The sequence below is a fragment of the Burkholderia sp. HI2500 genome (assembly GCF_002223055.1).
GTDB lineage: Bacteria > Pseudomonadota > Gammaproteobacteria > Burkholderiales > Burkholderiaceae > Burkholderia.
In genome coordinates this window covers 376,174-401,780 of sequence record NZ_NKFL01000006.1, presented here as the reverse complement: position 1 = coordinate 401,780, position 25,607 = coordinate 376,174, and the positions used below count along the sequence as shown (strand labels likewise).

Annotated in this window: 22 protein-coding genes; 12 read left to right on the top strand and 10 right to left on the bottom strand. The window is 68.3% G+C overall.

Annotated features, from left to right (window positions below):
• The first annotated feature begins 12 nt into the window (after positions 1–12).
• Entirely contained in the window at positions 13–1,386 is a 1,374-nt protein-coding gene (locus tag CFB45_RS19520; RefSeq protein WP_089426953.1) for an efflux transporter outer membrane subunit, read from the top strand.
• Between the two features lie 42 nt (positions 1,387–1,428).
• On the opposite strand, the gene CFB45_RS19515 is transcribed toward CFB45_RS19520, so the two are convergent.
• A complete protein-coding gene (locus tag CFB45_RS19515) occupies positions 1,429–2,967 on the bottom strand; it encodes an MFS transporter (protein WP_089426952.1) in 1,539 nt (512 codons plus the stop codon).
• 171 nt (positions 2,968–3,138) lie between these two features.
• On the opposite strand from CFB45_RS19515, the gene CFB45_RS19510 reads away from it, so the two are divergent.
• Both CFB45_RS19510 and CFB45_RS19505 read left to right on the top strand, forming a co-directional pair.
• Positions 3,139–4,044, top strand: coding sequence for a LysR family transcriptional regulator (locus CFB45_RS19510; RefSeq protein ID WP_089426951.1), 906 nt, complete (start codon positions 3,139–3,141; stop codon positions 4,042–4,044).
• A gap of 428 nt (positions 4,045–4,472) precedes the next feature.
• A complete protein-coding gene (locus CFB45_RS19505; RefSeq protein WP_089426950.1) occupies positions 4,473–5,834 on the top strand; it encodes an MFS transporter in 1,362 nt (453 codons plus the stop codon).
• Between the two features lie 228 nt (positions 5,835–6,062).
• Here the strand turns inward: CFB45_RS19505 and CFB45_RS19500 are convergent, their stop codons facing one another.
• The 6 genes from CFB45_RS19500 to CFB45_RS19475 form a co-directional block, all read right to left on the bottom strand.
• Positions 6,063–7,202, bottom strand: a complete 1,140-nt coding sequence (locus CFB45_RS19500) for an enoyl-CoA hydratase/isomerase family protein (protein WP_089426949.1) — start codon at positions 7,200–7,202, stop codon at positions 6,063–6,065.
• Positions 7,199–7,990, bottom strand: a complete 792-nt coding sequence (locus CFB45_RS19495; protein ID WP_089426948.1) for an enoyl-CoA hydratase — start codon at positions 7,988–7,990, stop codon at positions 7,199–7,201. Before CFB45_RS19495 ends, CFB45_RS19500 begins: the two co-directional genes overlap by 4 nt.
• On the bottom strand, positions 7,987–8,889 hold the full coding sequence (mmsB, locus tag CFB45_RS19490; protein WP_089426947.1) for a 3-hydroxyisobutyrate dehydrogenase: 903 nt from the start codon (positions 8,887–8,889) through the stop codon (positions 7,987–7,989). The genes CFB45_RS19495 and mmsB overlap by 4 nt, the downstream gene beginning before the upstream one ends.
• 18 nt (positions 8,890–8,907) lie before the next feature.
• Positions 8,908–10,422 carry a CoA-acylating methylmalonate-semialdehyde dehydrogenase gene (locus tag CFB45_RS19485; RefSeq protein WP_089426946.1) on the bottom strand — a complete coding sequence of 505 codons (1,515 nt, stop codon included), beginning with the start codon at positions 10,420–10,422 and terminating at the stop codon, positions 8,908–8,910.
• Positions 10,423–10,532: 110 nt separating this feature from the next.
• A complete protein-coding gene (locus CFB45_RS19480) occupies positions 10,533–12,239 on the bottom strand; it encodes an AMP-binding protein (protein ID WP_089426945.1) in 1,707 nt (568 codons plus the stop codon).
• A 159-nt stretch (positions 12,240–12,398) separates the two neighbouring features.
• A complete protein-coding gene (locus tag CFB45_RS19475) occupies positions 12,399–13,532 on the bottom strand; it encodes an acyl-CoA dehydrogenase family protein (protein ID WP_089429048.1) in 1,134 nt (377 codons plus the stop codon).
• A gap of 137 nt (positions 13,533–13,669) precedes the next feature.
• On the opposite strand from CFB45_RS19475, the gene CFB45_RS19470 reads away from it, so the two are divergent.
• The 3 genes from CFB45_RS19470 to CFB45_RS19460 all read left to right on the top strand — a co-directional run bounded on the left by CFB45_RS19470 (position 13,670) and on the right by CFB45_RS19460 (position 17,179).
• Complete coding sequence (locus CFB45_RS19470; RefSeq protein WP_089426944.1) at positions 13,670–14,704, top strand: AraC family transcriptional regulator; 1,035 nt, start codon at positions 13,670–13,672, stop codon at positions 14,702–14,704.
• Between the two features lie 121 nt (positions 14,705–14,825).
• Positions 14,826–16,409, top strand: coding sequence for an NfeD family protein (locus CFB45_RS19465; RefSeq protein WP_089426943.1), 1,584 nt, complete (start codon positions 14,826–14,828; stop codon positions 16,407–16,409).
• Positions 16,406–17,179 (top strand): slipin family protein, encoded by a 774-nt coding sequence (locus CFB45_RS19460; protein WP_089426942.1) that lies wholly within the window; start codon positions 16,406–16,408, stop codon positions 17,177–17,179. The genes CFB45_RS19465 and CFB45_RS19460 overlap by 4 nt, the downstream gene beginning before the upstream one ends.
• 87 nt (positions 17,180–17,266) lie before the next feature.
• Here CFB45_RS19460 and CFB45_RS19455 read toward each other — a convergent pair whose 3' ends face one another.
• Positions 17,267–18,544, bottom strand: a complete 1,278-nt coding sequence (locus tag CFB45_RS19455) for a haloacid dehalogenase-like hydrolase (protein WP_089426941.1) — start codon at positions 18,542–18,544, stop codon at positions 17,267–17,269.
• A gap of 507 nt (positions 18,545–19,051) precedes the next feature.
• Here CFB45_RS19455 and CFB45_RS19450 point away from each other — a divergent pair.
• The 6 genes from CFB45_RS19450 (at position 19,052) to CFB45_RS19430 (ending at position 24,446) form a co-directional block, all read left to right on the top strand.
• Positions 19,052–19,951: a M24 family metallopeptidase gene (locus tag CFB45_RS19450; RefSeq protein WP_089426940.1), complete on the top strand. Its 900-nt coding sequence runs from the start codon at positions 19,052–19,054 to the stop codon at positions 19,949–19,951.
• Between the two features lie 45 nt (positions 19,952–19,996).
• Positions 19,997–21,784 carry an SDR family oxidoreductase gene (locus tag CFB45_RS19445; RefSeq protein WP_089426939.1) on the top strand — a complete coding sequence of 596 codons (1,788 nt, stop codon included), beginning with the start codon at positions 19,997–19,999 and terminating at the stop codon, positions 21,782–21,784.
• Between the two features lie 31 nt (positions 21,785–21,815).
• Positions 21,816–22,721 (top strand): metal-dependent hydrolase, encoded by a 906-nt coding sequence (locus CFB45_RS19440; protein ID WP_089426938.1) that lies wholly within the window; start codon positions 21,816–21,818, stop codon positions 22,719–22,721.
• 78 nt (positions 22,722–22,799) lie between these two features.
• Positions 22,800–23,087, top strand: a complete 288-nt coding sequence (locus CFB45_RS19435; RefSeq protein WP_089426937.1) for a hypothetical protein — start codon at positions 22,800–22,802, stop codon at positions 23,085–23,087.
• A 455-nt stretch (positions 23,088–23,542) separates the two neighbouring features.
• Positions 23,543–23,701 carry a hypothetical protein gene (locus CFB45_RS39055; RefSeq protein ID WP_175240184.1) on the top strand — a complete coding sequence of 53 codons (159 nt, stop codon included), beginning with the start codon at positions 23,543–23,545 and terminating at the stop codon, positions 23,699–23,701.
• A 115-nt stretch (positions 23,702–23,816) separates the two neighbouring features.
• Positions 23,817–24,446, top strand: a complete 630-nt coding sequence (locus CFB45_RS19430) for a DsbC family protein (protein WP_144025209.1) — start codon at positions 23,817–23,819, stop codon at positions 24,444–24,446.
• Between the two features lie 130 nt (positions 24,447–24,576).
• Here the strand turns inward: CFB45_RS19430 and CFB45_RS19425 are convergent, their stop codons facing one another.
• Together CFB45_RS19425 and CFB45_RS39500 are read right to left on the bottom strand one after the other, a co-directional pair.
• On the bottom strand, positions 24,577–24,855 hold the full coding sequence (locus CFB45_RS19425; protein WP_011354312.1) for a hypothetical protein: 279 nt from the start codon (positions 24,853–24,855) through the stop codon (positions 24,577–24,579).
• 238 nt (positions 24,856–25,093) lie between these two features.
• Positions 25,094–25,504 carry a hypothetical protein gene (locus CFB45_RS39500; protein ID WP_256978284.1) on the bottom strand — a complete coding sequence of 137 codons (411 nt, stop codon included), beginning with the start codon at positions 25,502–25,504 and terminating at the stop codon, positions 25,094–25,096.
• Positions 25,505–25,607 lie beyond the last annotated feature (103 nt).

Genomic DNA, 25,607 nt, shown 5'->3' with positions numbered 1-25,607 from the left:
GAAAGACCTGTCATGACGCATTCCTCCCCCCTTCACCGCCTGGGCGCAGTCGCGTGCGCGGCCGCGCTGCTCGCCGGCTGCGCAGGCGCGCGCCACGAACCGCTGCCCGCCGTCGCGATGCCCGCGAACTGGGAGGCACCGGTCGCGGCCGGCGCACCGGCCACCTCACGCGACTGGTGGCGCAGCTTCGGCGATCCGCAGCTCGATGCGCTGATCGACGATGCGCTGCGCGCCAACAACGACCTCGCGATCGCGGCGATCCGCGTGTACCGCGCGCAGCTGCAGGCCGGGCTCGCGGATACGAACCCGACGCCGAACGTGTCGGTCGGCGCGAACGGCGCCGTATCGCGCACGCTCGATACGCACCGGATGAGCCGGACGAGCGGCGTGACCGGTTCGCTCAGCTATGAAATCGACCTGTGGGGCCGGCTGGCCGCGCTGCGCGACGCCGCACGCTGGGAAGCCGACGCGACGGCCGCCGATCTCGAAGCCGCGCGGCTGTCGCTGATCGGCACGACGGCGTCGCTGTACTGGCAGATCGGTTATCTGAACCGGCAGATCGCGCTCGGCGACGCGAACATCGCGTATGCGGTCCGCACGCTCGCGGTCGTGCGGTCGCGGCACACGGCCGGCGCCGTGTCGGGGCTCGATCTCGCGCAGGCCGAACAAAGCCTCGCCGCGCAACGCGCCGCGCAGACGCAACTGATCCAGCAGCGCACCGAGAATCGCCACGCGCTCGCGATCCTGTTCGACCGGCCGCCGCAGCAGCGCGCGGTCGAGCCGGCCGCACTGCCCGTCGCGGCGCCGCCGGAAGTCGTGGCCGGCCTGCCCGCGAGCCTGCTCGGCCGGCGTCCCGACCTGCGCGCGGCGGAATTCCGGCTGCGCGAATCGCTCGCACAAGTCGACGCGACGCGCACGAGCTTCTATCCGACCTTCACGCTGACCGGGCAGACCGGCACGTCGAGCACGAGCCTCGAGCGCGTGCTGATGAATCCGGTCGGCACGCTCGGGCTGGGCCTGGCACTGCCGTTCATCCAGTGGAACACGATGCAGCTGCAGATCAAGGTGTCGAAGTCGCAGTACGAGGAAGCCGTCGTCGGGTTCCGCCAGAAGCTCTACACGGCGCTCGCGGAAGTCGAGAACGCGCTGTCGGCGCGTGTGCAGCTCGAACGCGAAGCCGAACAGCGCGCGCTGTCGCTGGCCCAGGCGCAGCGCGCCGAACAGCTGGCCGCCGCGCGCTTCGCGGCCGGCGCGACCGCCGTGCAGCCGTGGCTCGACCAGCAGCAGCGGCTGCGCGATGCGCAAAGCGCCGACGAACTGACGCGCCTGAACCGGCTCAACAACCAGATGACGCTGTACCGCGCGCTCGGCGGCGGGATGTCCTGACCGGCGCGCGCACCGGGCCGGCTGCGCCGATCATGCGCGGCGTCATTCACACACGGGCGCTCGGCGTCGGGCCGGCGCGAACGCCACCGCGCTCGCCGTCGCAAGCACGGCCACGCCCGCCGCGCCGTACACCATCACCCAGCCGAACCCGTGCACGAGCGCCGCATGCAACGCCGCGCCGCTCGGGTCGGCCTGCGCGAGCGCCGGGGCGATCTCGTGCAGCCCGTCGGTCCGGCCGGACGCAATCTCCTGTGCAAGGCGGCGCAGCGCCGCGTCGCCGATCGTGCCCGCGACGCCGCTCTTCAGGCTCGCGACGATCCCCGCGACCAGCACGAAGCCCATCGCCGCGATGTTCAGCGCAAGCGAAATCATCCGCGCGCTCATGTCGATACCCGACGCCATCCCGGCCCGCGAGCTCGGCACCGCGCCCGTCGTCGTGTTGGTGACGGGGGTATTCGTGAGCCCGAGCCCGATGCCGGCGATCACGCAGCCGGGCAGCATCGTGATCCAGCTGGCAGGGTCGGCCGCGCTGCCGATCCGCATCAGCGCGAACCCCGCGGCGATCGTGAACAGGCCGCCCGGGATCACGACGCCCGGCCCGTAGCGCAGCGCGAGCCGTTCGCCGAACGGCGGCGCGACCAGCGTCGGCAACGTGTACGCGAGCAACGCGAGGCCGGCCGTCACGCTGTCGTAGCCGAGCGCAACCTGGAACCAGATCGGCAGGTAGATCATGAACGGCCAGAAGCTGAAGTTCATCCCCATCGAACCGAAGATCGCGCCGGTGAACGCGCGAATCCGGAACACCGAGAAATCGAACATCGGCCGCGCACTGGCGCGTTCCGCGATGAAGAAGCCGGCCAGCGCCAGCACGGTCGCGCCGAGCACGCCGAGGCCGGCCGCGCTGGTCAGCCCGAGTGCCGCGCTTTGCGTGATGTAGAACGCCAGGCCGAGCACCGCGAGCGACAGCGTGACGATGCCTGCGACGTCGAGCCTGCCCGCGTGCGGATCGCGCGACTCCTGCACCGCGCCGCCGATCATCACGAGCGCGACGGCCGCGAGCGGCGCATGGACGAGGAACACCCACGGCCAGCTTGCCAGCGCGACGATCGCGCCGCCGACGATCGGCCCGAACCCGAGCCCGATGCCGAACACGATCCCCCAGATCCCGAACGCGCGGCTGCGCTCGCGGCCCTCGCGGAACTGGTGCGACAGCACGGCAATCTGACAGATCAGCATCGCGCCGCCGCTGGCGCCCTGCAGCAGCCGGCCCGCGACGAGCACCGGCACGTTCGGCGCGAGCCCGCACAGCAGCGACGTCGCGCCGAACAGCACGGTGCCGATCACGTACACGCGCTTGCGGCCGAACCGGTCGGCGAGCGTGCCGGCCGCCATCAGCACGGTCGTGCACGCGATCGTGTACGCGTTCATGATCCACTGCATGCCGTTGAAATCGCCATGCAGCACGTGTTCGAGCGTCGGCAGGATCACCGGCACGCTCGAGATTTCGAGGCCGAACATCAGCGACGTGAGACAGACGGCCGCGAGCGCGACCGCATTCCTGCGGGAGTCGGATAGCGTCATGCGTATTGCGCCACGGCCCGGCAACGGGCCGCGCGCCTCCAGGTGAGAAGGATTCGCCGCGTGCGGCCGGCGACGCACGCTGGACGGGAATCGGTACTATAGTGAGAATCTTCATCCCCATTGACGCATGCATTTCTCCAGACTGGGGAATCACAGGACTCAATCCCGCCCATGACCGACAGACTCGACGGCGTGACGACCTTCGTCCAGGTAGTGGAATCGGGCAGCTTCGCGCTCGCCGCGGAGCGCCTCGACATGACGCGTTCGGCCGTCGGCAAGGCGATCGCGCGGCTCGAGAAGCGGCTCGGCGCGCGGCTGTTGCAGCGCACGACGCGCAGCCAGAGCCTGACCGACGACGGCCAGGCGTACTACGACCGCTGCGTGCGTGCGCTCGCGGAACTGGAAGCGGCCGAAGCCGACCTCGACTGCGGCCGCAACGAGCCGCGCGGCAAGCTGCGCCTGAGCGTGCCGCTCGCGTTCGGGCATCACTGCGTGATGCCCGTCGTGCTCGACCTCGCGCACACCTATCCGCATTTGCGGATCGATGTATCGATCACCGACCGTTTCGTCGATCTCGTCGAGGAAGGCATCGACCTCGCGGTGCGGATCGGCACGCTCGCGGACAGCACGAGCCTCGCAGTACGGCGGCTCGGCACGCAATACGGCAGCCTCGGCGCGGCGCCGTCGTATCTCGCCCGCTACGGGACGCCGAAGACGCTCGACGATCTGAAGCACCACCGGACGATCGCGTATTCCCGCTCGGGTGTGGTTCAGCCGTGGGACTTGCGCGCGCCGGACGGCTCGACGGTACGGATCGACATGCCGCACCAGCTCAGTTTCGACGACGTGCAGGCGATCGCGGCAGCCGGCGCATCGGGGTTCGGCATCGCGTGGCTACCGAGCTGGCTGCTCGATCACTACGTGAAGCGCGGCGAGATGACGGTCGTGCTCGACCGCTGCTTCGTCTGCGAAGGCGACATCCACGCGATCTGGCCGAAGACGCGCTACCTGCCGCGCAAGACGCGCTGCGTGATCGATGCGTTCGTCAACGCGATCACGCCGACGTTCGACGACTGAGCGACGACCGGGTGACGGCACGTGGCGCCGCGCGCACCGGCGCGGCGTGTATCCACGTCACGCGTGGATGACCGTCCGCCTCTGGATGCCGGGCCTCGACGCCAACGCCAACGCAAACTGCCCCACACTCGCGGACCGCCACGCACCGCCGCTGTCGTTCACAAAGCAGCCGAAAGTGGATAGTCACCCTCCCTTTGCCGCACATTCCGGATAGACGCGGAATTTCGGCCTCCCAAGAATTCGCACACAGCTCTGCCGATCGACTCGCGTGGCACGGCATTGCCGCCATGGCGGCACGCCCCGATCTCGCCGCTTGCCCTCTGCCGTCCGGATCGATCGAATTCCGAATCGTTTCGGCGCTTTCCGAGCTGAAAACCACGCGTCCGGCAAGCCGTGGTCGAGTCAATCCAACCATTCACGAGGAGATCATGCGAAAGATAGATCTGCAACAGGTCGTCGCCGACGCGAAATTGGGCCGGCTGCATTACGTCGTTTTGTTCTGGTGCGCGCTGGTCATCGTCTTCGACGGCTACGATCTCGCCATCGTGGGCATTGCCCTGCCTGCCATCATGGGAGAGATGGCCGTGAATCCGGCAAAGGCGGGATTCATGGTCAGCTCGGCGCTATTCGGCATGACATTCGGCAACATTCTGCTCGGGTCCGTTTCCGACCGGATCGGTCGTCGCAGAACCACGGCGCTTTGCGTCGTGCTGTTCAGCGTCTTTACGGTCGCGGCGGGAATCGCGCGGAACCCGGTCGAATTCGGTCTCGCGAGGTTCGTCGCGGGAATCGGCATCGGCGGCGTGATGCCGAACGTCATTGCACAGATGACCGAATATGCGCCCCGTCGCCTGCGCGGCACGCTGGTGGCCCTGATGTTCAGCGGTTACTCGCTGGGCGGCATGTTGGCCGCCTTGCTGGGCAAGACAATGATCGACAGCTACGGGTGGCGATCCGTGTTCATCGCGGCAGGCTTGCCGTTGCTCTTCGTGCCGCTGTTGCTGCGCGGCATGCCGGAATCGATGTCGTTCCTGTCCGGCAAGGGAATGGAGCGGGCCTTGGCCGACATCGCACGTCGGATCGATCCGGAATTGAAGATCGGCAGCGGTGACCGCTTGCTATGGCATCGACACGATGAAACGGGGCGGGCGCCGCTGAAGCTGCTGCTCGGCGACGGGCGTGGCCCCAGCACCATCATGTTCTGGATTGCCTGCTTCATCTGCCTCTTCATGGTCTACGCATTGAGCTCGTGGCTCGTCAAGCTGATGGCGAGCGCGGGCTACGGCATGGGCTCCGCGATGACGGTCATACTCGTGCTCAATCTCGGCGCCGTAGTGGGCGCAGTAGGCGGCGGCTGGATTGCCGACCGATTGCATATCAAGCGCGTGCTGATGACCATGTTCTCGCTCGCATCGGTTGCGATCATCCTGTTGAGTCATCCATTGCCGACGCCAGTCACGCTGTTGCTTGCCGCGCTCGCGGGGGCCTGCACGATCGGCACGCAAATCCTTCTCTGTGCGTACGCGGGCCAGTTCTATCCGGGCGAGATCCGGTCGACAGGCGTCGGCTGGGTGCTGGGCGTGGGGCGAATCGGCGCCATTCTCGCGCCGATTTTCATCGGGCTCCTGGTCGACATGCAGTTGCCGATCGACTGGAATTTCCTGGCGATCGGCCTGCCGGCCGTGCTGGCGGCGATGGCGGTACGTTTTATCGACGACGGTCGTTCCACCGCGTTCCGGAGCGAGCCGCCACGGCCGGAAGGCGACGTCCGGTCAATCAGTCGAAGTTGATTCGACGACGGCCTGTGGTTCTGCGGCGGATTCCCGGCGCACTTCCCGTCGGGGTCGCGGGTCGGGCGCTCGCCGGGGCAATCCGCCCGCTGCCGGCGCGAGCCGCGCACATGATCGCGGCGACAACCGGGAGCGACATCGACACCGATCGATACGAGGCAGTGTCTGGTCGCAACTTTACCGAGTCAGGGAGCGTGCATCGCACGCTCCTGCGTCCGGCACGCGATGTCACCCCTGCCCCAGATCCTGCAGCGGATGCGCGAACAGCTTCCACGGCGACGTGAGGAAGTGCCGCACGCGTTCGGCGCGCAGCTCGACGAGCGACGCGGGCGCCCAGCGCGGCTTGCGATCCTTGTCGACCAGATGCGCACGCACGCCTTCGCAGAAGTCGCCTTCCTCGATCGCGCGCGCGACGATGCCGAGCTCCATCCGGAACGATTCGGCCAGCGTCATCTGGCGGCCGCGCAGCAGCGCCTCGCGCGTCACGTACAGCATCGTCGGCGAATGGCCGGTGAGCGCATCGAGCGTCGCCTGCAGCCATTGACGGTGCTCGCGCGACAGCTCCTCGCGCGCAAGATCCTGCGTCAGCGTCGCGACGATCCGCTCGACGGCCGAGCGCTTGTCGAAATGACGCACGATCCACGGCATCTGGCTGTCGAGCGCCGCATGCGGCACGACGTTGCACGGCGGCTCGAACACCTTGCGCAGCAACGGCAGCGCATCGCCTTCCCACTTGACGCTTTCGATGCGCGTCTCGAACGTGTCGAGCCACGCGGACGGCACGCACAGATCCGCGAGCTTCGCCGTGAGCGCGTCGGCGCCCGACAGCATCGCGCCGGTCAGCCCGACGTACAGCTCGAGTTCGGCCGGCATGCGCGACAGGAAATGCGTCGCGCCGACATCGGGCACGAGGCCGATACGCGTCTCCGGCATCGCGATCTTGCTGCGCTCGGTCGCGACACGCAGCGCCGCGCCCTGCGCGAGGCCCATGCCGCCGCCCATCGTCACGCCGTCCATCAGCGCGACCACCGGCTTCGGGAACGTATGGATCGCGTAGTCGAGCCGGTATTCGTCGACGAAGAACGGCAACCAGGTTTCGCGCTGCGCGACCATCCGGTACAGCGCACGCACGTCGCCGCCCGCGCAGAAGCCCTTCTCGCCCGCACCGCGCAGCACGACCGCGACGATCTGGTCGTCGTCACGGCAGCGCTCGAGCAGCGCGGCCAGCTCGCCGATCATCGGGTACGACAGCGCATTGAGCGCGGCCGGCCGGTTCAGCGTGATCAGCGCCACGCGGTTCACCACGCGAAACAGCACCTCCGGTGCGTGCTCCGCGAACGCGTCGTGATTCGTCACCGGCGTGCTCATCGTTGCGGCTCTCCGTCGTTGTGCCACTGCGGCGCGCGCTTGCCGAGGAACGCGGCCACGCCTTCGCGCGGATCGTTCGTGTCGAACAGGTCGACGAAACGTTCACGCTCGACCGCGAGCGCCGCGCCGCGCGGCACGCCGCGGCGCGCGAGACCGATCAGCTCCTTGCTGTAAGCGACCGCGTGCGGGCTCTGCCGTGCGACGTTGCGTGCCAGCGCCAGCGCGGCATCGCGTGCCGCGCCCGACTCCACGACGTCCTCGACGAGGCCGATCCGCAGCGCCGTGGCCGCATCGACACGCGCGCCGGTCAGGATGATCTTCTTCGCCCAGCCTTCGCCGACGAGCCAGGGCAGCGTCTGCGTGCCGAGGCCGCAGGGCAGCAGGCCGACCGACGGCTCGGGCAGCGCCATCTGCGCATGCGTCTCCGCGATCCGCAGGTCGCACGCGAGCGCGCATTCGAGCCCGCCGCCCATCGCATAGCCGTTGATCGCCGCGATCGTCACGACGCGCGCGTCGTGCAGCGCCTCGAACGCCGCGCCGAAACGCGACGCCATCGCGCGCGCAACCGCGCGGTCGCCGTCGGCGAACGTGTTGAGGTCGGCACCCGCGCTGAAGAACTTCGGGCCGTCGCCGGTAATCACCAGCGCGCGCACGCGCGGGTTCGCATTCAGTTCGGCGACGGTTGTCTGCAGTTGCCGCAGCCCGTCGGCGGTAAAGGCGTTCGCGGGCGGACGCTTGAGCGTCGCGCACGCGATCGCGCCGTCGTCGACGTAGTCGAGTTCGATCATGAGGCGTCCTTCTTCGTTGCCGGTTGGTACAGGCGGATCACCGCCGAGAAATCGAGCTGGCCGTCGCCGCGGCTGCTCATCGTCTGGTACAGCTGCTGCGCGAGCGCGCCGAGATAGACCGGCTGCCGCGCCTGCTTCGCGGCGTCGTTCGCGAGGCCGAGATCCTTCAGCATCAGGTCGGTGCCGAAGCCGCCCGAGTAGCCGCGCGACGACGGCGCGGTCTCGATTACGCCCGGATACGGGTTGTAGGTGTCGGAACTCCAGCAGCGGCCGGTCGACGTGTTGACGATGCCGGCCAGCACCTTCGGGTCGATGCCGAGCGCGACGCCCAGCGACATCGCCTCCGACACGGCCGCCATCGAGATGCCGAGCACGAGGTTGTTGCAGACCTTCGCGACCTGCCCCATCCCCGTCGCGCCGCAATAGACGATGTTCTTGCCCATGCCCGCGAGCACCGGCTTCACGCGCTCGAAATCCGCGTCGCTGCCGCCGACCATGAAGGTCAGCGTGCCGGCCGCCGCACCGCCGGTGCCGCCCGACACGGGCGCATCGACGAACGCGCCGCCGTGCTCGCGCACGAGCGCGCCGAACGCCTGCGCGCTCGCCGGGTCGATCGTGCTCGAATCGATCACGGTCGCGCCCGCGCCGAGGCCGGCGAGCACGCCGTTCTCGCCGGACAGCACCGAGCGCACGTGTGGCGCGGCCGGCAGCATCGTGATGACGAACGTCGCGCCCGAGGCCGCATCGCGCGGCGACGCGGCCACCTGTGCGCCGGCATCCTGCAGCGCGCGCAAGGCGTCGGTGCTCAGGTCGAACGCATGTACTTCATGGCCTGCTTTCAGCAGGTTCAGCGCCATCGGCGCGCCCATGTGGCCGAGGCCGATAAAACCGATTTTCATGTTCGTGTCCTCCGCCGCTCAATGCAGCCGGATCGTCGTATTCACCGGGCCGGCCGTCGTGTCGTCGTCGAACCAGCGCGCGGTGACCGTCTTGGTCTGCGTATAGAACTGCACGACCTGCTTGCCGTACGGGCCGAGATCGCCGAGCTTCGAGCCGCGCGAACCCGTGAAGCTGAAGAACGGCACGGGCACCGGGATCGGGATGTTGATGCCGACCTGGCCGATGTCGATTTCGCTCTGGAACTTGCGCGCAGCCGCGCCGCTCTGCGTGAACAGCCCCACGCCGTTGCCGAACGGGTTCGCGTTGACGAGCGCGATCGCGTCGTCGAGCGTGTCGGCTTCCATCACGACCAGCACGGGCCCGAAGATTTCATGCGTGTAGACCGACATGTCGGTCGTCACGCCCGAGAAGATCGTCGGGCCGACGAAATTGCCCTGCTCGTAGCCGGTCACCTTTACGTCGCGGCCGTCGAGTTCGAGCTTCGCGCCTTCCTTCACACCCGCGTCGATCAGCGACAGGATGCGTTCCTTCGCTGCCTTCGACACGACCGGCCCGACGTCCGTGCCGGCTTCCGCGCCCGCATTGACCTTCAGCGCCTTTGCCTTCTCGACGATGTCCGGCAGCCAGTCGCGCGCGTTGCCGACGAGCACCGCGACCGACGTGGCCATGCAGCGCTGGCCGGCCGCGCCGAAGCCCGCGCCGACGAGCGCGTTGATCGCCTGCTCGCGGTTCGCATCGGGCAGCACGACGGCGTGATTCTTCGCGCCCATCATCGACTGCACGCGCTTGCCGTGCGCGCTGCCGAGGTTGTACACGTGCGTGCCGACCGCCGTCGAGCCGACGAACGAGATCGCCTTCACGAGCGGATGCGTGCAGATCGCATCGACGACTTCCTTGCCGCCGTGCACGACGTTCAGTACCCCTTTCGGTACACCGGCCTCGACCGCGAGCTCGACGAGCTCCATCGTCGACAGCGGATCCTGCTCCGACGGCTTCAGCACGAACGTGTTGCCGCACACGATCGCCATCGGGAACATCCACAGCGGAATCATCGCGGGGAAGTTGAACGGCGTGATGCCCGCGCACACGCCGAGCGGCTGGCGCAGCGTGTAGGTATCCACCCCGCCCGCGACGTTCTCCGCGAACTCGCCGAGCTGCAGCGAACCGATCGAGCATGCGTGCTCGACCACTTCGAGGCCGCGGAAGATGTCGCCTTCGGCATCGGGAATCGTCTTGCCCTGCTCGGCCGTCAGCGTCTTCGCGATGCGCTGCTGGTTCGTGCGCACGAGATCCTGGAACTTCAGCATGATGCGCATGCGCGCGGCGATCGGCGTGTTCTTCCACGTCGCGAAGGCGGTATGCGCGGCCTGCACGGCCGCGTCGACTTCCGCGACGGTCGCGAACGGCACGCGCGCGAGCACCTGCTGCGTCGCCGGGTTGACGATGTCACGCCACTCGTTCGTGGCGGACTCGACGAAGGCGCCGTCGATCAGCAGCTTGACCGTCGGCACGTCTTTCGAATTCGCGTTCATCGATCCTTTCTCCTGGCAGAGGGCCGCGAAGCGCGATATCGCCGCGCGGCCGGTTCAATTCGGCTGCGGGCAGCGGCCGCGGAATGCGGCGCGCGCGGCCCGCGGTCACGTCACTTCAGTTCGGCGGCGAAATCCTCTTCCCAGTATTCGCCGGGCATCCGTTCACTGGCATCGTCGCCACGCTCGATCTCGCGGCGGCGCAATTCGACGCGGCGGATCTTCCCCGAGATCGTCTTCGGCAGCTCCGCGAACTGCAGGCGGCGAATGCGCTTGTACGGCGCGAGCTTCTCGCGCGAGAAGCGGAAGATGTCCAGCGCGAGCTCGGGGCTCTCCTCGTAGCCCTGCCGCAGCGTGATGAAGGTCTTCGGCACCGACAGCCGCACGGGGTCCGGGCTCGGCACGACGGCCGCCTCGGCGATCGCCGGATGCTCGATCAGCACGCTTTCGAGTTCGAACGGGCTCAGCCGGTAGTCGGACGACTTGAACACGTCGTCCGCGCGGCCGATGTACACGTAGTAACCGTCGTCGCGGCGCATCGCGATGTCCGACGTGCGGTAGTGGCCGTCGCGCATCGCGTAGGCCGTCGCGTCGGGGTTGTTCGCATAGCCTTTCATCAGCCCGACCGGGCGCGCGACGTCCGCGCCGAGCGGCAGCGCGACCTCGCCTTCGGTCACCGGCGTGCCGTCCGGGTCGAGCAGCGCGATCCGGTAGCCCGGCAGCGGCCGGCCCATCGAGCCCGCGACGACCGGCTGGCCCGGCGAGTTGCCGATCAGGCAGGTCGTCTCGGTCTGGCCGTAGCCGTCGCGGATCGCGATGCCCCACGCCTTCTTCACGCGCTCGATGATCTCGGGATTCAGCGGCTCGCCCGCGCCGACGATCTCGCGCAGCTTCACGTCGAACGACGCGAGCGGCTGCTGCACGAGCATGCGCCACACGGTTGGCGGCGCGCACAGCGTCGTCACCTGGTATTTGACGAGCGCATCGAGCACCACCTTCGGCTCGAAGCGCGCGTAGTTGAAAGCGAACACGCATGCCTGCGCGTTCCAGGGCGCGAAGAAGCAGCTCCACGCGTGCTTCGCCCAGCCCGGCGAGCTGATGTTCCAGTGGATGTCGCCCGGCTGCAGGCCGACCCAGTACATCGTCGACAGATGGCCGACCGGATAGGTGCGGTGCGTATGCTCGACGAGCTTCGGCTTCGACGTCGTGCCCGACGTGAAATACAGCAGCATCGGATCGTTCGCGTGCGTGATGGCGTCCGGCTCGAAATCCGCGCTCGCCGCATAGCCGTCGTTCATCGCGAGCCAGCCCGCGCGCGGCGCGCCGGCGACGATCTTCTGCGCGAGGCCGAGATCCGGCTGTTCGAACTTGGCGGTTTCGTTCTCGTCGACGATCGCGTATTTCGCGCCGCCGATCTGCACGCGGTCGCGTACGTCGTCGGGCGACAGTTGCGTGGTGGCCGGCAGCACGATCGCGCCGAGCTTCATCGCGGCGAGCATCGCGTCCCACAGCTCGACACGGTTCGGCAGCATCAGCAGGATCCGGTCGCCGCGCACGACGCCGATCGAGCGCAGCCAGTTCGCGATCCGCGACGAGCGCTCGGACATCTGCGCGAACGAATACGGATCGCCCGTGCCGGTCGCCGCATCGACGATCCACAGCGCGGGCTGGTCGTTGCCGCGCGCCATCGGGTCGAAGTAGTCGAGCGCCCAGTTGAATGCGTCGAGCACCGGCCACTCGAACTCGCGGTACGCGGTCTCGTAGTCGGTGCGATGGCGCAGCAGAAAGTCGCGCGCGTCCAGGAATGCCTGTACCGTCATCGTGTCCTCCAGTCTCCATGCCTCACGGTCAACCGGGCATGCGCTGCAGCCCATGCCCGGTTGCCTCTGTTGCGGCGCACGGTCACGTCGTTGCGTGCCGCGTTCGCCGCGCTGCCCTCGTGCCCTGCGTGATGTCGTCGCCGGGGTAACCGCCGTGGCTCAAAGCTGCCGCGCGATCACCATCCGCTGCACTTCGCTGGTGCCTTCGTAAATCTGCGTGATGCGCGCGTCGCGATAATGACGCTCGACTTCGTAATCGACCAGGTAGCCGTAGCCGCCGTGGATCTGGATCGCGTCCGAACACACGCGCTCGGCCATCTCCGATGCGAACAGCTTCGCCTGAGACGCTTCCGACAGGCACGGCAGCCCGGCGGTGCGCAGCTTCGCCGCGTGATGCACGAGCAGGCGCGCGGCGTTGATCTGCACGGCCATGTCGGCGAGCTTCTGCTGGATCGCCTGGTGCTCGGCGATCGGCTTGCCGAACTGCACGCGTTCGCCCGCATAGCGGCGCGCCTTGTCGAATGCGGCGCGCGCGATGCCGAGCGCCTGCGCGGCGATGCCGATGCGCCCGCCCTCGAGGTTCGACAGCGCGATCTTCAGCCCTTCGCCGCGATTGCCGAGCAGGTTCTCTTCCGGAATCGCGCAGTTCTCGAACGTGATCGGGCACGTATCCGACGCCCGGATACCCATCTTCTTCTCGGGCTTGCCGACGATGAAGCCCGGCGTGTCGGTCGGCACCAGGAACGCGGAAATGCCGCGCTTGCCGGCTTCCGGGTCGGTCATGGCAAAAACGATCGCCACGCCGGCACGCTGGCCGTTGGTCACGAACTGCTTCGCGCCGTTCAGCACCCATTTGCCGTCGCGCAGCTCCGCCCGCGTGCGCAGGTTGTTCGCCTCGGAGCCGGCGTGCGGCTCGGTCAGGCAGAACGCGCCGATCACGCGGCCGGACGCCATGTCGGCCAGCCAGCGATCCTTCTGCGCCGGCGTGCCGAAGCCGAGGATCGGCCCGCAGCCGACCGAGTTGTGCACGCTCATCATCGTCGCGCACGCGGCGTCACCGGCGGCGACCTCTTCCATCGCCAGCGCGTAGGCCACGTAGTCCGTATACGAGCCGCCCAGCTCCTGCGGCACGATCATCCCGAGCAGGCCGAGTTCGCCGAGCTGCGCGACGATCGCGTCGGGCAGGTGCGCATCGTGGTCCCACTGCGCCGCGTTCGGCGCCAGCATCTCGGTGGCAAACGCGCGCGCGGCGTCGCGGATCATCCGCTGGTCTTCGGTGTAAAGCTCGTCCATGGTGCTGCTGTCTCCCGCGGCCGCCGGGCGCGACCGTCCTTGCGTTTCGATGCAACAAGTGTAGGCAAGCAGGCGCGACTGTTCGATGCTCGCGTCGCTCATTTACACTGAGCGTTTTTGCCACACCGGCGGCATGGATGAAGCAGGAAGACAAGGGAACCGTCGCGATCAGCCTCGTCGCTTACAGCGTCGCGCTCGCCACGCGGCGCGGCGTCGCCGCCGAGCCGCTGCTCGAGCAGGCCGGCATCGCGCCCGCGCTGCTCGGGCAGCCGCGCGCACGGGTGTCCGCGCAACAATACGGCGCGCTGTGGAACGCGATCGCGCGCACGCTCGACGACGAGTTTTTCGGGCAGGATCGCCACCCGATGCGCAGCGGCAGCTTCATCGCGATGAGCCAGGCGGCGTTGACCGCGCGCGACGGCCTGCACGCGATGGCGCGCGCGGTGAATTTCATGCACTGCGTGCTCGACGACCTGCACGCGGAGCTCGAGGCGAATCCGCAACGCGTGCGGCTGCGCTTCGTGCACCGCAACAACGGTGCGACGCCCGCGATGTTCACGTACGCGACCTATTTCATCATCGTGTACGGGCTCACCTGCTGGCTGATCGGGCGGCGCATCCCGCTGCTGCATGCGAGCTTCCGCTGCGACACGCCGCCCGCCGACCACGAATACCCGTCGATGTTCTGTGACGACATGCGCTTCAACGAGCCCGATTCGTATGTCGATTTCGATCCCGAATTCGCGACACTGCCGGTCGTGCAGAACACGAAGACGCTGAAGACGTTCCTGCGCAACGCGCCGGCGAGCTTCATCGTCAAGTACCGCAACCCGAACGCGCTCGCGCAGCGCGTGCGCGCGGTGCTGCGCGGGATGCCGCCGGCCGCGTGGCCAGGCGCCGGCGGGATGGCCGCGCGGCTGCACGTGGCCGAGGCCACGCTGCGCCGCAAGCTGCACCAGGAAGGCCACGCGTACCAGTCGATCAAGGACACGCTACGGCGCGATCTCGCGTTCGAGGCGCTGGCCGACCCCGCGCGCACGATCGCCGACGTCGCAGCCGCCACCGGTTTCGCGGAACCGAGCGCGTTCTACCGCGCGTTCCGCAAATGGAGCGGGCGCAGCCCGGCCGACTACCGCGACGAAGTGCTCGCACGAGGCGGTAGCGCGAGCTGAAGCCGGCCGGCGCGGCTGTCGCTTCGCGCTTTGTGCCGAAACCGCCTAATCTTTAAGCATCGGGCCCAGGCCCTTTCCGCCAGCCGGACGGCACGCGGCCGCGCGCCGCCCGGACGCCGCGATGCACTTTCACCGTCACGGGCCGTCGCCGGCGCCTGCCACGCCCGGCGGCCACCCTCGTCACCCGCTGTCCGCGCGGGTCGCGCGCGCCGCGCTGTTCGCGGCGCTGCTCGTCGTATGCGCCGCGGTCGCCGCGCCGCCGCCCACCGAAGCCCCCGCCACCCGCCCGGTAGTCGTGATCCCGATCAACGGCGCGATCGGCCCGGCCAGCGCCGACTTCATCGTGCGCTCGCTCGATCGCGCGGCCCGCCAGCACGCACCGCTCGCGATCCTGCAGCTCGACACGCCCGGCGGCCTCGACACGTCGATGCGGCAGATCATCAAAGCCATCCTCGGCTCGCCCGTGCCGGTCGCCGCGTTCGTCGCGCCGGGCGGCGCGCGGGCGGCGAGCGCGGGCACCTACATCGTCTATGCCAGCCACTTCGCGGCGATGGCGCCCGGCACCAATCTCGGCGCGGCATCGCCCGTGCAGTTCGGCATCGGCGGCGCCGCGCCGCCGGGCGGGAATCCTGCGGCACCGCGGATGCCGGCCGGCACCTCGGGCACCTCGGGCGCGTCGGGCGCGTCCGATGCGGCCGCTTCGCAAGCTGCGCTGCCGACCGATACCCAATCGACCGAGATCCGCAAGGCGATACAGGACGCCTCCGCGTACATCCGCGGCCTCGCGCAACTGCGCGGGCGCAATGCCGAATGGGCCGAGCGCGCGGTGCGCGAGGCCGTGAGCCTGTCGGCGAGCGAGGCGCGCGCGCAGCACGTGGTCGACCTGATCGCGCAGGATCCGGCCGATCTCGCCCGCCAGCTCGACGGCCACACCGTGACGACCACCGCCGGCACGGTGCGGCTCGCGACCGCGCATGCGCCGCTCGTCGTGGTCGAGCCCGACTGGCGCAGCCGCTTCCTGGCGATCATCGCCGACCCGAACGTCGCGCTGATCCTGCTGACGATCGGCATCTACGGCCTGTTCTTCGAGTTCGCGAACCCCGGCTTCGTGCTGCCGGGCGTCGCCGGCACGATCTGCCTGCTGGTCGGGCTGTTCGCGATGCAGCTGCTGCCGATCAGCTATGCGGGCCTCGGCCTCGTGCTGCTCGGTCTCGGCTGCCTGGTCGCCGAGGCGTTCCTGCCGACCTTCGGCGTGCTCGGGTTCGGCGGGATCGTGTCGTTCACGATCGGCGCGCTGATGCTGATCGACACCGACGTGCCCGGCTACGGGATTCCGTGGCCCGTGATCGCGAGCCTCGCGCTCGGCGGCGGGCTGCTCGTCGCGGGCGTATCGAGCGTCGCGCTGCGCGCGCGCCGCCGCCCGGTCGTGACGGGCGCCGAGGCGATGGTCGGCAGCATCGGCGAAGTGCTCGACGACGGCCTGCTGGCCGACCAGCCGCACGGCGCGGCCGGCGCCGCGCCGTCCGCCGCCGGCTGGGCGCGCGTGCGCGGCGAGCGCTGGCGCGTGGCCAGCAGCGCGCCGCTTGCCGCCGGCTGCCGCGTGCGCGTCACCGGCCGCCACGGGCTGCTGCTCACCGTCGCCCCGCTCTACGACGTGCCCGGGCAGGAACCCCATCGAGAACGACACCAGGGAGAACCTTCATGATCGGTTTCACGTTCGGCTTCAGCAGCATCCTGATCGTCTTCGTCGTGGTGCTCATCGCGTCGTCGATCCGCATCTTCCGCGAGTACGAGCGCGGCGTGGTGTTCATGCTCGGCCGGTTCTGGAAGGTGAAGGGGCCGGGGCTCGTGCTGATCATCCCGATCGTCCAGCAGGTCGTGCGGATCGACCTGCGCACCGTCGTGTTCGACGTGCCCGCGCAGGACGTGATCACGCGCGACAACGTGTCGGTGAAGGTCAATGCGGTCGTGTATTTCCGCGTGGTCGACCCGGAGAAGGCCGTGATCCAGGTGGCGCGCTTCTTCGAGGCGACGAGCCAGCTCGCGCAGACGACGCTGCGCGCGGTGCTCGGCAAGCACGAACTCGACGCGCTGCTTGCCGAGCGCGAGCAGCTGAACGCCGACATCCAGAAGACGCTCGACGCGCAGACCGATGCGTGGGGGATCAAGGTGTCGACGGTCGAGATCAAGCACGTCGACCTGAACGAGACGATGATCCGCGCGATCGCGCGGCAGGCGGAGGCCGAGCGCGAGCGGCGCGCGAAGGTGATTCATGCGGAAGGCGAGCTGCAGGCGTCGGAGAAGCTGCTGCAGGCCGCGCAACGGCTCGCGCTGCAGCCGCAGGCGATGCAGTTGCGCTACCTGCAGACGCTGACGACGATCGCGGCGGACAAGAACTCGACGATCGTGTTTCCGCTGCCGGTCGATCTGCTGGGGGCGTTGCTGGAGCGGTTGGGCTCGCCGCGAGAGCGCTGAGACGCTCGTTTCCGGCCCGCGCGGCGCGGCTGCCGATTCCGCTGGACGCTGGGCCGCAACAGCCCTGCGTCCAGCGCCCGGCACGCGTCAAGCCAGCAGCTTGCGCTCGGTCTTGCCGTACTTGATCGACTTCTCGTCCGGGATCATCAGGCCCGTGTGCTCGTCGCGGCCCTGCAGCAGGAAGCGCGCGTCCGACTTGCCGATCTGTTCGGCCGCGAGTTTGCTGTCCGCGCCGATCTCGCCCTTCTTCATCCGGTTGACGATCACGCCGGCCGCGGTGTCCTTGAAGTCGCGCAGCATCCACGCGTCGCCGTCGCTGTCGCCGAACACCAGCAGCGGGCCATAGCCCTTCTTCGACGCGAGGACGTTGCGAATGCCCACCGTCTTGCCGGGCCCCCAGTTGAAATGCCAGCCGGCCGGATACGTGCTCGTGTACTTGCCGTCCCGCATGTCGAGACGCAAGCCGATCACGTTCCCGGGCGGCACGCCGTAGCCATAGTTCGGATTGCCGGCGAACACACGCACGACATCGTCGAGCGATGCCGTACTGACGTACACGTCGATGCCGTTGGCGCGCAGCGTATGCATCACCGCGCGGATTTCCTCATGAATGCGAATGCCGTGGAAATGCGTGTCGGCCACCACGCCGGCCTTGCCCGGCAGCGTCTTCGGGCTTTCGTAGCGGACCTTGCGCAACGCGTCGCCGATGCCGTAGTTGTTCGACGCTTCCGCCATCGCCTGCAGCTCGGCGGTCGTCATGTTCTTGTAGAAATAGATGATCCACTTGTAGCCGATCTCGAGCGGATGCGTGTCGCAGATCGCGTCGTACATGAAGTACAGCTTCGCGCGGAAATCCTTGAACTGATCGGTCTCGCGAATCTCGTCGAGGCTCTTGTCGCCGCCGAATCCCTGGTAGTTCGCGTAGAGCCAGCGATAGTCGGATTCGATGTCGGCCGCGAGGTCTTCCATCGTCACCGGCTTGCCGTCCACCGTCGCGTAGTCCTTCATGAACGCGCCCTTCGGCACGTCCTTCCACATCACGTCGACGAATTCGGCCGGCGTCAGCTTGTACTGCAGATGGTTGATCTGGTACATCAGCAGCGCCTCTTCGCAGTCGTTCATGATGCACGTGTTGTCCCAGTCGAACACCGCGTACGGGCGGCGCTTGTCGTCGTAGTGCGCGCTGGCGACGCCATGCTGGTCGAGCACCGCCTGCAGCCGCGCGGCGTTGAACGGCGACCAGCGGCCCGGGTCCAGCGCATCCGGCACGGCTGCGCTCTTCGCGCCGGCCGTGCCGGCCTTGAGCATCAGCGATGTCGCGGCGGTCGCCGCGGCAAGGGTATTCATGAACTGGCGGCGCTGCATGGTCTCTCTCCGTGGAAATGTCGAATCGGTTTCAACCGCTATCCCGCGCGGCTCACCGCGCACCGGCCGCTGATCGGCGCGGCGAAGCCGGGACGGCTCCGAACCGGGGGCGAATGATGTGACGAAATTATTTCGGCAATTTGACAGCGTCACGTCGCGACACGACGGGGAGTTGATCCGGCGCGACATGTCGCGCCGTCGCGAGGCGGCCGCGCGCGCGGCCGTCCGGGCCGGCGCCGGCAGACGGCTCGTGACGATCCCGGCCAGTGCACCCGCCCCGAACGGGGGGCGCAGGGAGCGTCCGGCCCAACTTCCGTTAAATCTAGAGTTTCCACTCCACTTCGGCCCTTCATTAGGACAAATCCTCACCCCTGGGGGCTGGCGCGCGTCCCGGAACCGTCTATGATCATTACATCGCTCAATGACACATTAAATGCTGACTGAATAACCCGTGACGGTGACGCTGGCGGGCGCATTCCGGATCAGCGCCCCCAACGGAGACGCATCATGGCTGACCATCCCCCGCTGCCGGAAGTCCACCTCGACGAGCTGCCGCAATTCCGCGCGGTCCAGCAGCTGGCGTACCGCTGCGTCGAAACCGTCGGCGCGATGCTCTACCCCGGCATCACCGAAAAGGAAGCGGCGCGCCTGCTGACCGAATGGCTGCAGGACAACGGCGTGCACGACTGGCTGCACAAGCCGTTCGCGTGGTTCGGCGACCGCACCGCGTTCGAGGGCTTCTCGGGCCTCAAGCACATGGGCGGCTTCAATCTCGCGTTCTTCCCGAGCAAACGACAGCTCGAAGCCGACATGCCGGTGATCCTCGACGTCGCGCCGGTGCTCGACGGCATCGTGGCCGACGTCGGCTACGCGCACTGCCTCGGCCACAACCCGATCCTCGAACAGCTGCAGGACGACCTGATGGACCACCGCGACATGATCGTGCGGCTCGTGAAGGCACGCCGGCCGATGGCCGAGGTCGCGCAGGAAGTCGACGCGCTGTGCCGTCGCCAGGGCGTCGAGCCGCGCCACAAGGCCTATCCGTTCAAGGTGCTCGCGCATCGCGTCGCGAAGATCCACAAGCTGTCGAAACCGCGCTTCGTCGCGCGCTTCGGGCTGAACGCGACGCGCAACCTGCTGCTCGACCAGGGCCGCGCGGCGAAACAGCAAGGCTGGTCGCCGCTGTGGTCGATCGACCGCCGCTCCGAGCATGCGCCGGTGCCGGGCCTGTGGGCCGTCGAGCCGCATCTCGGCTTCGCCGGCGTCGGCGCGAAATTCGAAGAGCTGCTGGTCATCACCGAAGACGACGCGTACTGGCTCGACGACGACCTGCCGCACGTGCGCCGCTGGCAGCGCCGCCAAGCCGAGCGGATGCAGGCCGTCGCGACCGTGCCGGCCGCCGCCTGACCCGCACGCGCCCATCCTCCCGACTCCCTGAACGACGGACTCACGATGCAGCCTCTTTCCGACGAAGCGCCGCTGGCCCTGTTCGAATCGGTTCACAGCGAAACGGCGGTCGCCTCCGGCGACCTGACGCTCGCGGTCAAGACCTGGGGCGACCCGGCCCGCTCGCCGGTCGTGCTCGTGCACGGCTACCCCGACGACAGCAGCGTCTGGCAGCACGTCGCGCCGCTGCTCGCGCGCAAGCACTACGTGATCGCATACGACGTGCGCGGCGCGGGCCTGTCCGGCGTGCCGAAGCGCACGGCCGACTACCACCTCGCGAAGCTGACCGACGACTTCGTCGCGGTGATCGACGCGCTCTGCCCCGGCCGCGCCGTGCACCTGGTCGCGCACGACTGGGGCTCGATCCAGGGCTGGGAATTCGTCACCGATCCGCGCCTCGCCGGCCGCATCGCGTCGTACACGTCGTGCTCGGGGCCGTGCCTCGACCACGTCGGCTTCTGGCTGCGCGAACGCGTGCTGCGCCCGACGCCCGCGTCGCTCGGCAAGCTCGGCGGCCAGCTCGTGCGGTCGTGGTACGTGTACCTGTTCCACCTGCCGTTCATCCCCGAGCTCGGCTGGCGGCTGTGGCTCGGCCGCGCGTGGCCCCGCCTGCTTCGCCGGCTCGAAAAAACGCCCGCCACGCCGCGCCCGACGCAAGCCGACGACGGCGCGCGCGGCGTGCGCCTCTATCGCGCGAACTTCATCCGCTGCCTGTTCGCGCCGCGCGAGCGTTACGCGCATGCACCGGTGCAGACGATCGTGCCGCTCGGCGACAAATACGTGAGCCCCGCGTTGTCCGAGAACCTGTCGCGCTGGGTGCCGCAGTACTACCGGCGTGAAGTCGCGGCCGGCCACTGGCTGCCGCTCGCCGATCCGACGCGCTTCGCGGCGCTCGCCGGGCAACTGATCGACGCGGTCGAATCGGGCAACGAACCGCCCGCGCTCGCGAACGCGCGCCGCCGCGCCACGAGCGGCCGCTTCAGCGGCAAGGTCGCGGTGGTGACCGGCGCGGGCAGCGGCATCGGCCGCTGCGCGGCGCTCGCGTTCGCCCGCGAAGGCGCGACGATCGTCGCGTGCGACATCGACCTCGCGAGCGCCGAACGCACCGCGCTGCTGATCGGGCTCACCGGTGCGCAAGCGCACGCGAAGCGGGTCGACGTCGGGTCCGCCGATGAAATGGAAGCGCTGGCGACATGGGTCGGCAGCGAACTCGGCGGCGCGGACGTCGTGATCAACAACGCGGGCATCGGCATGGCCGGCGGCATCCTCGACACGAGCACGCGGCACTGGGAGCGCATCCTGCACGTGAACCTGTGGGGCGTGATCCACGGCTCGCGGCTGTTCGCGCAGCAGATGGCCGCGCGCGGCACCGGCGGGCACATCGTCAACACCGCCTCGGCCGCCGCGTTCGGGCCGTCGCGCGACCTGCCCGCGTATGCGACGACGAAGGCCGCCGTGCTGATGCTCAGCGAATGCATGCGCGCGGAACTCGCGGAACAAGGCATCGGCGTGACGGCCGTGTGCCCCGGTTTCGCGGAGACCGGAATCATGGCGTCGACGCAATACGCGGGCGCCAACGCACAGGACGAAGCGCGGCTGCGCAAGCGCGCGACGAAGCTGTACCAGATGCGCGGCCTGAAACCCGAAACCGTCGCGCAGGCGATGGTCGACGGCGTGCTGCGCAACCGCCCCGTCGTCGCGGTCGGCGGCGAGGCGCACGCGATGCGCTTCGTCGGCCGCTTCATGCCGTGGCTCGGCCGGATGATCGCCCGCGTCAGCATGGCATCGCATTGACGGCGCACGACGCCGCACAGGGAGACACAAGATGACCGATACCGCCGACTATCACAAGATCAAGGCCCGGCACGTGAAGTTCGACTTCAGCGACACGCCGGTTACCTGGGTGCCGAACGACCCGGGCAGCACGCACATCATCAACACGCTGAACCTGCTGTTCCCGGAAGGCGAACTGTGGTTCTGCCGCGTGTACAACAAGGCGTTGCCGCTGATCACCGATGCGCGCCTGCGCGACGAGGCCGAAGGCTTCCTGCGGCAGGAAGCCGTGCATTCGCGTTCGCACGGCGGCGTGCTCAAGCACTACTACGACCGGCACGGGATCGACACGAAGCCGTTCACGCAGAAGCTCAATCGCCTCTTCACGCGCGTGCTCGGCGAACAGCCGCTCGGGCTGAAGATCGGCCATACGCGTTTCTGGCTGCGCCAGCAGCTCGCGGTGATCGCGTCGCTCGAGCATTTCTTCGGCTATCTCGGCAACTGGGTGCTCAACGCGCACGGGCTCGACGAAGGCAAGGCCGACCCGACGATGGTCGACCTGCTGCGCTGGCACGGCGCCGAGGAAGTCGAGCACCGCACGGTCGCGTTCGACATCTACCGGCACCTGGGCGGCACCTATCCGGAGCGCTGCGTGCACATGGCGTTCGTGATCCTGCTGCTGCTCTACTACATCACGACGGGCGCGAAGTTCATGTACCGGCGCGACCCGGCCGCCGGCCGCTACCCGGGTTTCGTGCTCGCGTGGTGGCAAGGCTCGCGGCGCGGGCATCTGCCGTCGTTCTGGAAGGTGATCGGCGCGGCGCTGCGCTATTTCAAGCCGGGCTATACGCCGCACCACGAAGGCTCGACCGAACAGGCGCTCGCTTACCTCGCCCGCTCGCCGGCCGCGCAGGCGGCCGCGCACGGCGGCAACTGGGGCACGACGAAGGGTGCCTGAACGGGTTTCCCGTGGGCTCGGCGGGCGTCGCCCGCCGAAATGCGTACAATCGCGGCTTCATTTCCCGGAGGTGCCGCGATGGCCATGAAGAAAACCGATCTCGAAAAGAACAAGGCGCTCAAGCTGACGCACGCGCTGAAGCAATCCAGCTCCGCGCGTTTCGGCAAGGGCGCCGAAGAAGCCACCAAGCTCGACCGCCGCGCGCAGCGCAAGCTCGACCAGGAACAGGGCCTCGTGCCGTTCGCCTGCAAGCTCAACGCCGACCTCGTCGAACAGCTCAAGGCCCGCGCGGCCACGCACCCGGAAGGGATGACGGGCCTGCTGTCCGAGCTGCTCGTGAACGGGCTCGCGCAACGCGACGCGTGACCCGCGCCCGCGTCGAACACTGCCGTTGACGCCACCGCGCGGCGACGCACGCGCTCGCGTGCCTGTGTTCGCGCTCATTGCCATCGCGATCCATCGCCGGGCACAGGCACGAAACGGTGCGTCATCGATGGCGCCGGCGCGTCAGCGCGCCGATGGGCACCGCCGCCCGTCACACCAGGCCTCGCCGGAAACGGCCGAGGCTTTTTTTTCGAGTTTGCGCGCCGTCCGTCCGGTCCAGTGAATCGAACGGAGAACACGACGGGCCGCGCAAGCACGTTGCCCGTCAGCCGCCCGCGACGCTCGCGCCAGCGGGAACAAGGGACCGAAAGCACCCGCGTATTGAGATTCTCTTCAGGAAGTTGGTCGCATCGATGCGGCGCGGACACACTACGTATCCCGAACGCCTTGTGTCACCCGAGAAGGCGTTCCCACCCATCGAAACCGGAGATTATCTGATGAACGCATCCCGAGTGATACTTGCTCTCGCCGCAGCATTCGCCGTCAGCGGCAACGCCGTGGCCTGCGACGATCCTGATCACGACGCGCCCGCTGCCCAGCAACAGACCAGCGACCACGCGAACGACCAGGCAAGCGCGGAAGCCGCCGGCCACTGAGCGCCGTGCGCGTTGCCCGAGCACGCCGGCGTGATGCCCGGTCGGCCGGGCATCGCCGACGCGTTCACGGCATGCACTGAACCGGACTCGCACTCGTTGGTCACGTACGTACGTGGTGTGCGGATCTTCCAAACTATTCGCATACCGAATCAACATGACAAAACGAATGCTGCTCCGGTTGACCGTGCTTTCGAGCCTGCTCGCGAGCCTCCCCTCCATCCTGAACGCGGCGCCCGCACCGGCAAGTCACGGCGCGCCCGCGGCGTCTTCCGGCGCGATCACGCTGCCCCCCGGCACCCGCATTGCCGAGCGCGACACCGGCGCGGTTCTGGCGTCGATGGCGCGCGCCCACGCGATCCAGACGGTCCGCGGCAACGGCAAGCGGACGCTCTACGTCTTCTCCGATCCGGATTGTTCCTATTGCAAAAGACTGGAGCGCACGCTGGAACGGATCGACAACGTGACCATTCACACCTTCCTCTATCCGCTCGAGGGACTCCATCCGCAGGCCGCCGCGCATGCGCGCGGCGTCTGGTGCGCGAATGACCGGAATGCGGCGTGGAAAGCGTGGATGATCGACAACGTGCAACCTGCTGCAGGCACGTGTGCGGCACCGCTCGCGCAGATCCGCTCGCTCGGCCTTGCGTTGGGCCTGCGCGGCACGCCGACGCTGTTCAACGCGAACGGCCGCATGATGTCCGGTGCGGTTTCCGCACCCGCCATCGAAACGTTGCTGAACGACTGAACCTGCTCGAAGAAATGCACGCACCCGCGACGCGCTATCGCATCGCGGGTGCGCTTTCAATGACGCGGCACGCCAGTGCGTGCCGCGACCGATCGCGCGCCGTGCGCAGCGACGGGATGCAGCAGGTGCATCAGGTGCTGGCGGCGAGACGCGGGCCCGTGCTTCGGGGAGTGGACTCGAGGTCGGGACGTTGCGCTGCCTGCGAGGTCACCCACGGATCGATGCCCTGCTTCTGCACCTCTTCCAGGAATGACACACGTGTGCGCCAGTAATCCGCTTGTAATTTCGCGTCGATGACGCGCTGTTCGGCTGCGAACAGTTCCATGCGCGCCGTCACGAGCATCGACGCAGCGGTTTTTTCCGGCGTGGGGGCGTGTCGCATCGCCCAACGGCTGATCCAGTTCAACATGCTGACCTCCGTGATTACGGACGAACCCGCATCGGGCAATCGCAAGCGGCCGTGCCTGCCCGAACACGCAACGGCCTTGACCGCACTTCACCGCCCGGCCTGCACGGACTGCGACTCCCCCGCGTCGGCAATTTCCGGCCGGCGTGTGCATGCGCGGTGTATCTATCCTAGAAAGACTTGCCGGTTTATGCGATGGGGTCTTGCAATCTTTTACACAGAAACCACAGTCGCCCCCGCTTCACGAAATGACAGTTGCGGGCGGGACGGCTTCGGCGCACGATAGCCCGATATCTGCACCCGCCTGGACTGACGAATGGCCGCTGCACGCCGCTGCCGGGCATCCGCACCGGCCACGCACGTGCGTTCGCGCGCACGCGCCGCCTGCCCCGCGTTCTTGCAGCATGCGGGCGCTCCGTTTCAGTCGGATGTCATCATCCCGCATCCACGCCGCGTGATCCACCGCGCGTGCCGTCTTGCACGCCGTTGCGCACGCATCGGCCGGCGTCGTTCGCGCATCCCGCTCCCGTTTCAGCCATTTCTGCCGGCCCGTTCCGCCCGAACCGGTAAAATGCGCGCCTTCGTCGCGCGGCCGGGCTGCCAGACCGTTCGCGCGCAGGCAGCCGATCGATCTTTCGATCGTGCCCTCCAACTATATCGTCCGAGCTATCCGCGCTATTACAATCCGCCGATAGCCGGGCAATAGTGGCTGGTTACAGTAAGCCGGCCGCGCTGCCTTTACAACAATTCGGCAC

Bases quoted from the DNA above. Each gene is read 5' to 3' on its own strand.
- CFB45_RS19505 (WP_089426950.1), top strand. From the start codon at position 4,473: ATGCGAAAGATAGATCTGCAACAGGTCGTCGCCGACGCGAAATTGGGC.
- CFB45_RS19495 (WP_089426948.1), bottom strand. From the start codon at position 7,990: ATGATCGAACTCGACTACGTCGACGACGGCGCGATCGCGTGCGCGACG.
- CFB45_RS19520 (WP_089426953.1), top strand. From the start codon at position 13: ATGACGCATTCCTCCCCCCTTCACCGCCTGGGCGCAGTCGCGTGCGCG.
- CFB45_RS19445 (WP_089426939.1), top strand. From the start codon at position 19,997: ATGCAGCCTCTTTCCGACGAAGCGCCGCTGGCCCTGTTCGAATCGGTT.
- CFB45_RS19465 (WP_089426943.1), top strand. From the start codon at position 14,826: ATGCACTTTCACCGTCACGGGCCGTCGCCGGCGCCTGCCACGCCCGGC.
- CFB45_RS19515 (WP_089426952.1), bottom strand. From the start codon at position 2,967: ATGACGCTATCCGACTCCCGCAGGAATGCGGTCGCGCTCGCGGCCGTC.
- CFB45_RS19485 (WP_089426946.1), bottom strand. From the start codon at position 10,422: ATGAACGCGAATTCGAAAGACGTGCCGACGGTCAAGCTGCTGATCGAC.
- CFB45_RS19425 (WP_011354312.1), bottom strand. From the start codon at position 24,855: ATGTTGAACTGGATCAGCCGTTGGGCGATGCGACACGCCCCCACGCCG.
- CFB45_RS39055 (WP_175240184.1), top strand. From the start codon at position 23,543: ATGAACGCATCCCGAGTGATACTTGCTCTCGCCGCAGCATTCGCCGTC.
- CFB45_RS19500 (WP_089426949.1), bottom strand. From the start codon at position 7,202: ATGAGCACGCCGGTGACGAATCACGACGCGTTCGCGGAGCACGCACCG.
- CFB45_RS19450 (WP_089426940.1), top strand. From the start codon at position 19,052: ATGGCTGACCATCCCCCGCTGCCGGAAGTCCACCTCGACGAGCTGCCG.
- CFB45_RS19510 (WP_089426951.1), top strand. From the start codon at position 3,139: ATGACCGACAGACTCGACGGCGTGACGACCTTCGTCCAGGTAGTGGAA.
- CFB45_RS19470 (WP_089426944.1), top strand. From the start codon at position 13,670: ATGAAGCAGGAAGACAAGGGAACCGTCGCGATCAGCCTCGTCGCTTAC.
- CFB45_RS19440 (WP_089426938.1), top strand. From the start codon at position 21,816: ATGACCGATACCGCCGACTATCACAAGATCAAGGCCCGGCACGTGAAG.
- CFB45_RS19480 (WP_089426945.1), bottom strand. From the start codon at position 12,239: ATGACGGTACAGGCATTCCTGGACGCGCGCGACTTTCTGCTGCGCCAT.
- mmsB (WP_089426947.1), bottom strand. From the start codon at position 8,889: ATGAAAATCGGTTTTATCGGCCTCGGCCACATGGGCGCGCCGATGGCG.
- CFB45_RS19435 (WP_089426937.1), top strand. From the start codon at position 22,800: ATGGCCATGAAGAAAACCGATCTCGAAAAGAACAAGGCGCTCAAGCTG.
- CFB45_RS19460 (WP_089426942.1), top strand. From the start codon at position 16,406: ATGATCGGTTTCACGTTCGGCTTCAGCAGCATCCTGATCGTCTTCGTC.
- CFB45_RS19475 (WP_089429048.1), bottom strand. From the start codon at position 13,532: ATGGACGAGCTTTACACCGAAGACCAGCGGATGATCCGCGACGCCGCG.
- CFB45_RS19455 (WP_089426941.1), bottom strand. From the start codon at position 18,544: ATGCAGCGCCGCCAGTTCATGAATACCCTTGCCGCGGCGACCGCCGCG.